This is a genomic window from Thiohalocapsa marina, from assembly GCF_008632335.1.
Classification (GTDB): Bacteria; Pseudomonadota; Gammaproteobacteria; order Chromatiales; family Chromatiaceae; genus Thiohalocapsa; species Thiohalocapsa marina.
In genome coordinates this window covers 1-5833 of sequence record NZ_VWXX01000069.1, presented here as the reverse complement: position 1 = coordinate 5833, position 5833 = coordinate 1, and the positions used below count along the sequence as shown (strand labels likewise).

At 56.4% G+C, this 5833-nt stretch carries 4 protein-coding genes and 1 pseudogene; 3 read left to right on the top strand and 2 right to left on the bottom strand.

All coding sequences use genetic code 11. The features are described 5' to 3' along the window. Together F2Q65_RS19135 and F2Q65_RS19570 are read left to right on the top strand one after the other, a co-directional pair. On the top strand, window positions 1–602 hold a 602-nt coding region (locus F2Q65_RS19135), incomplete at its 5' end, for a hypothetical protein (RefSeq protein WP_211354116.1). Continuing rightward, entirely contained in the window at window positions 568–1407 is an 840-nt protein-coding gene (locus F2Q65_RS19570) for a hypothetical protein (protein WP_170265820.1), read from the top strand. The genes F2Q65_RS19135 and F2Q65_RS19570, both read left to right, overlap by 35 nt. A 261-nt stretch (window positions 1408–1668) precedes the next feature. Here F2Q65_RS19570 and F2Q65_RS19130 read toward each other — a convergent pair whose 3' ends face one another. Further along, complete coding sequence (locus F2Q65_RS19130; protein WP_170265819.1) at window positions 1669–2490, bottom strand: zinc-dependent metalloprotease family protein; 822 nt, start codon at window positions 2488–2490, stop codon at window positions 1669–1671. Window positions 2491–2578: 88 nt separating this feature from the next. Here F2Q65_RS19130 and F2Q65_RS19125 point away from each other — a divergent pair, with 88 nt between their 5' ends. Next, window positions 2579–5023: a phosphotransferase enzyme family protein gene (locus F2Q65_RS19125; protein ID WP_150094991.1), complete on the top strand. Its 2445-nt coding sequence runs from the start codon at window positions 2579–2581 to the stop codon at window positions 5021–5023. 114 nt (window positions 5024–5137) lie between these two features. Here F2Q65_RS19125 and F2Q65_RS19120 read toward each other — a convergent pair. Then, a pseudogene (locus F2Q65_RS19120) lies at window positions 5138–5833 on the bottom strand (PD-(D/E)XK nuclease domain-containing protein); the annotation flags it as partial.

Sequence of the window (5833 nt, the reverse complement as noted above, 5' to 3'; positions counted from 1 at the left end):
TCGCCAACAAGTCCGACGTCGCCAACAAGTCCGACGTCGCCAACAAGTCCGACGTCGCCAACAAGTCCGACGTCGCCAACAAGTCCGACGTCGCCGACAAGTCCGACATCGCCGACGAGCCCAACGTCGCCGACCAGTCCGACGTCGCCGACCAGTCCGACGTCGCCGACCAGCCCGACGTCGCCGACCAGCCCGACGTCGCCGACCAGCCCGACGTCGCCAACGAGCCCAACCTCGCCAACGAGTCCGACGTCGCCGACGAGCCCGACGTCGCCGACGAGCCCGACGTCGCCAACGAGCCCGACGTCGCCAACGAGCCCGACGTCGCCAACGAGCCCGACGTCACCAACGAGCCCGACGTCACCAACGAGCCCGACGTCGCCAACGAGCCCGACGTCGCCAACGAGTCCGACGTCGCCAACGAGCCCGACGTCGCCAACGAGTCCGACGAGCCCGACGTCGCCAACGAGCCCGACATCGCCGACCAGCCCGACGTCGCCGTCACTCGATCATGCGATTTCCAATGTCACTTTCTACGTCACGGACAGCGACGGGAACATCATTCAGGTGAAACTCGACTATTCAGGCGACGAGATCATTGATTCCACGCAACCTCAAGAACTGATTAGCGAAATCGAAAGTCAGGTTGGAGGCGAAGTCATCGGCTACTCCATCAAGGGTGGCCAGGACATGACGCACTACCTGTACGAGGACAATGCGTGGGAGCAGGTGTCGTCCGAAGAACTAGAAGATGTTGTCAAAGTCGATCCAGATGTCTTCAACGACAATGACATTGAAGGCACATGGGATGGTGAGGAAATCAAACTTGACACCAACGATGATGAGGGCGGGAAAAAGCCGAAGTTCAGCGCCATGATGGAGCCTGAATCCGGACTTGAGCCAGACGACTCTACCCCGCCCTCTGACTCGGACGAAGCTTCAAGCGAACAGGAAGACACCGCGCCGCAGGAAGACGAACCGAGGATGTCCCAAGAAACGTCACTTGAAGACGCGCAGGCACAGGAATCCGCTTACCCGTCAGAAGACTCGGATCTCGACCAGCCCGAGGAGCCCGAAGAGCCTGTTGCACAAGACCGCGAGCCAGCTACCGACGCGGGACAGGATGCCCCGGAGCCCGAAGATGACGACCCAGACGCGCAAGAAGGCGAACCCGACGAATTCGACCTATTCCCTGAAGAAGAGCTTGTCGTCTTCGAATTCGAGGAGGCGATGCAGTGGACCGACATGCTCGAGGACGATGGGCTGATGCCGGCGGACCAAACCGTAGACGACTGGACGGGCGGAGCCGAAGAAGACGGCGGAACGTCTCCGGACGAATTCGACACGGATTTTGGTGATACATCCGACCAGGGCGATGAGGATAGCAATGATCCGATTGACTGGTAGCTACAGCCTGCATCATTGCCCGTACAATCTCATCCCGCGCCATCCGGAGACACTGTGGCCACTGTTAGAGAGCAGCTGATTTATTCGCCTTTCCGGCCAGCAATCAGAATTTTCAGCCTTGATCATCGTTCCGGCCACCTCCCGAAGTAGAGCACGTAGGGTGGACAAGCGCAGCGCCGTCCACCAGCGACAGCGCTAGTGCGGGGTTTGGTGGACGGCGCTGCGCTTGTCTACCCTACCGGCTACCGGCCGGCGCGATGATCAAGGCCGAATTTTCTTAGGCGTATCGACGTTAGCATCCGACCCGATACGGGCCGTCTCATGTCCAGAGTAAAGAAAGGCATTTTCATTCAAAAATCGTGCAGCATCCCCGATCGCATCATTACCGCACTCGTGCAGCTTGCCACAACGGGGATCCTTGACCCTCGGGTTGGAATACATCGGCACAACATGATGCTGGTCACCGTAGATCGCCCGCATCCAGCCGCCAACCATGATGGTCCCGAATTCCCCGACCTGAGGTTGACCGTCACAATTTCCGATCGCGTAGCCCAGCGCGTACGGAGCGGCGGCCGTCGTGTGGCCGTGATCCGGCTGACACCGATCTACAAGCTCGCCGTGATTCAGCCCCATGAGATGCCCAAGCTCATGGGCCAGACTTAAGGGCCCACATGCAATATCCAGCACCGCCAAGGCCTTTCTGGTGGAGGCGAGATCCTCCCGTGCAAGATTCACCGCAACAGCTCGACCACATCTATGCTTTCCTCGTATCGTCAAGCCGCGTACATAAACAATGGTGTAGTCCGCGCCAAGATACGACGCCTGCGTAAACAGACCGACAAAGGGCCCCTGCTCATCGGTCATCATTTTCAGCAATCGTTCCGCATCGCGCTCAGCAATCGGCAAATAATCGACCGCCACCAGGCGCGAACGCAGCCTGACATCACTTTCTCGATACACGCCGTTCAACGTATAGACATGGTCCTGGATACGCTGCGACAGTAGTGCACGCCCCTGTTGACCACTAATGGATCGTGTATCCACAATGACTCGCAGATCGATCATTTCCGCGCCGATACTCATTGTCGACAGCAATACGCTGGCAACGCTAACAAGCCACGCAAGCCCCTGACGCCGTGAGAAAATCGGACCCCTTACAGATGGTGGAAGCATGGGTGTCATAAAACGAGTTCTTTATCGTGGGGACATTCTAACTCGTCCTCGTCATCGCAACCTGTTTCTCGATATGGAGGAAAACATCCATATCCACTATCGGGACTTGCGCATCGAACTTAGCCGAAATGAGTTCGAAGACTTCGTTCGCACATTTACTGTCCAGTCTCGAGAACTGACCGAAATCATCGACGAACAAAACTACCGCGACGGAAAGTTTGCCAACGCCAACCAGAACGATGTTCGTATTTGGACTGAATCGCGGTTGCGAAGCGAGGTTAAATACCATCCGACCCGCCTATCGATCGAAGAATGTGGCGACGGTTATCACATCCATTACCGAAACTGCAAGTTTCTTGTTGACCCGGAAGATTTTCATAGAATCGCAGCCCTACTGAAGAGCGTAGACCTGGATGCACCTTATGCCGAAACCCACGCCGACGTGCTGGAACTGCTCGAAGCCAACGAAGTGGATTTCGTCATTGACGAAGGGAATGCACCTCCTGAAAAACTGGCCATCAAGGTCGCAAAGTACCATCTCCCTAAGGTCCGGGAATTATTCAACTATATCAAATTTGCACCAGACGATTCGCCATCGCCCATGGCCTATCAGGGATCTCAACTGCGCGTCGAGATGCGATCGGAGAGCAAATGGTCTTCAGCCGATTACCGCCGGATGCGAGGCCTGAACGAAGTCGTGCGGATCGCCGATCACCTCGCACGACATCAGGGTAACATAGACCCGAACGAGATCAACAGAATAAAGTGCCAGATGCTGGATCTGTACGGGCGACTCGAGCACGCTGGTAGCACAGGTATCGAGACGGATGTTCAAAAATGGCTTTATGACCCCCGAAACATGCAGGTCATATTCCCTTTCAGCCAGCAACGTGATACGCAGAAAACCGACCTATCAAAGCTCTACAGAGAATGGAACATCCTGCTCAACAGTTATGGAATGAGCTTTATAAAACCCGGAAAAACAAGTTTCGACTCACAAACGCAAAAGCGTATTCAGCAGAAAATCCAGGACTCAACGAACCGGCTGGCTGCGGCCTTTTCCGCCGTAACCAAAATCCACATCATGGGCTCGGCCGCACGCTCCATGATGGGTATCTATGAAGTGCCATTTATTCATGGAAAATTGGCAAAACTCGGCTCGGATGTAGATTTGCTGGTAGAAATTGACCCCAAACGGGAGTCGGATATTCCACGGCACTGGAAATTGTACAATCCGAAGGCATCGAACCACTGCGCCATTTATCATCTGGGGCAGATTCCTCTCGCGGGCACAACCCAGAACTGGAAGGAGCAGTTTCCCAACGTTACATTCCTGGATCATCTGCTGGATGCCTACGTTTATTTGCCCTCAAGCGGCAATCGCCAGCATATTGACGCCTTTCTGCACCGATTCAGCGCGCGCTGCATCTACGAGCGAAACGAAAATAGCGTTCATTATTTCGGGGAACAAGAGCAGCGTCTGGCCGACAAGCTTACAAACCTTTTTGGATTCAATAAGCCGCGGGTAGAGCCGCTGAACGTATCCACGGAAAACGGCATTTTTCTGGTTGTCGCCAATGGCACGGATTATATCCTGAAGCTGTTCAAAGTCTCCGGCAATTATCGGACGCAGCGATTGCCCGAGCACGTTCGGTATGAACAGCAACTCATCGAGCAACTGCGCGCGCGTGGCATTTCAACGCCAGCAGTTGTGCGTGCGGGTTCAGCTGCAGATATGACCTTTGATGGAAACCCCTTGCTTCTCTTCGAGCGGCAGCGAGGGATGATCTGGAAACGACCCGAGTATCCGACTGAACGTATCGCTAAGGTGCTGGCCGAGCTACATGCTGTTCAAATGAAAAGCCCTCTGCCGCTGCCGACCGACTTCACCTTCGATGAGCTTTGCATGATCTGGCTGCCTCAATTCGCTGCCTATGCCGACGCCGGCAGCGACATGCCTGAGGTATCCGGGGCTTTGCGTAGCCTGGAGCCACGGTGCGAACCTTTTCACAATGGAGAGTTTCGCGGTCCATTATATGCAACATCGCCATTTGTTCATTGCCACGGCGATGTTGCGCCGAAGAACGTCATCATCGATGACGATGGATGCGCACATCTGTTTGACTTCAATAATGCGTATTATGGCCCAAGGATAACCGACGTTCTGGATGGCGCATTCGAGTTTTCGCTCGCAGAGAAATACATTCACCTGGCCGACTTCAAACGCTTCGATAGATTTATTGAATCGTATCACGCGGCAAACCCATTAAATGACCCAGAGCGGAACGATCTCGCTCGCTGGATCGATCTGACAGGCATTATCAAGTTCACGAAAGAGTTGAAGGCGGGATTAGAGGCAAATCGGGTACACCCGGAAAACCTGCGGATAAAGCGCGCCGTGGCGATAGCAAACTTTCTAAATCATCGGACGAACATCGCATAGCTGGAATCATCGATGGTCAGACCTATGAGATTCGATATTCCAAGCACGGCGATTTCTGGCGAAGTAAACGGTGATCTACTCGTCTGGCACGGGCTCCCAGCCCACGCAGCCATGTCACACCACCCGCCACACCAGCCGCTCGATACCGAGGGCTACGACGGCGAAGGCACGCAGGTCCGTCAGACCATGGCGCTCGCACAGCGTCGCACCATAGGTGCGTGCCTGTGCCGCGGCCTCGTCGAGCTTGGCCGCCACCGCCGGCAGCGCGGCTAGCTCGTCGCGTGGGCGCCCCCGCACCTGCTCGCCGCTCAGGCCCAGCTCTTTGAGTCCGAGGTATTTGAACTCCAGTAAGAGATCCAGCGCTTGGAAGCGACGCATGTCCGGGCGCAGGATCAGGGCCAGATCCGCATAACCGCGGTCGGTCTCCAGTTCCGAGACGGCCATGTAGAGTCGGTCGTCGAACAGCAGCGTCAGGAACGCGAACTTCACCAGCAGTTCGTTGCTCCAGCGGTAGTCGCGGTTGGACAGGACGCGGAAGTAGCGCTGCTCGATGAGGTCGCACAGCGGCGCTGGATCGCCGCGCAGGTAGAGGGTCTCCGCGGCGCTGCGCGCGACCTTCTGCTCCTCGTACCCCGGCAGCCAGCGCTCACGCAGTCGCTCAACGTAGAGGGCGCGTGCCACCAGGTTCGGGATGCGCAACACCAGCTTGGCGAGCGCACCCTCACCGGCAAGCGTCAGGATGCCGAAGAAGTACAGCAGCGAGGCCATGAACGGCTGGTCCTTCACCGCCGCCAGCACGTCGGCCACGCC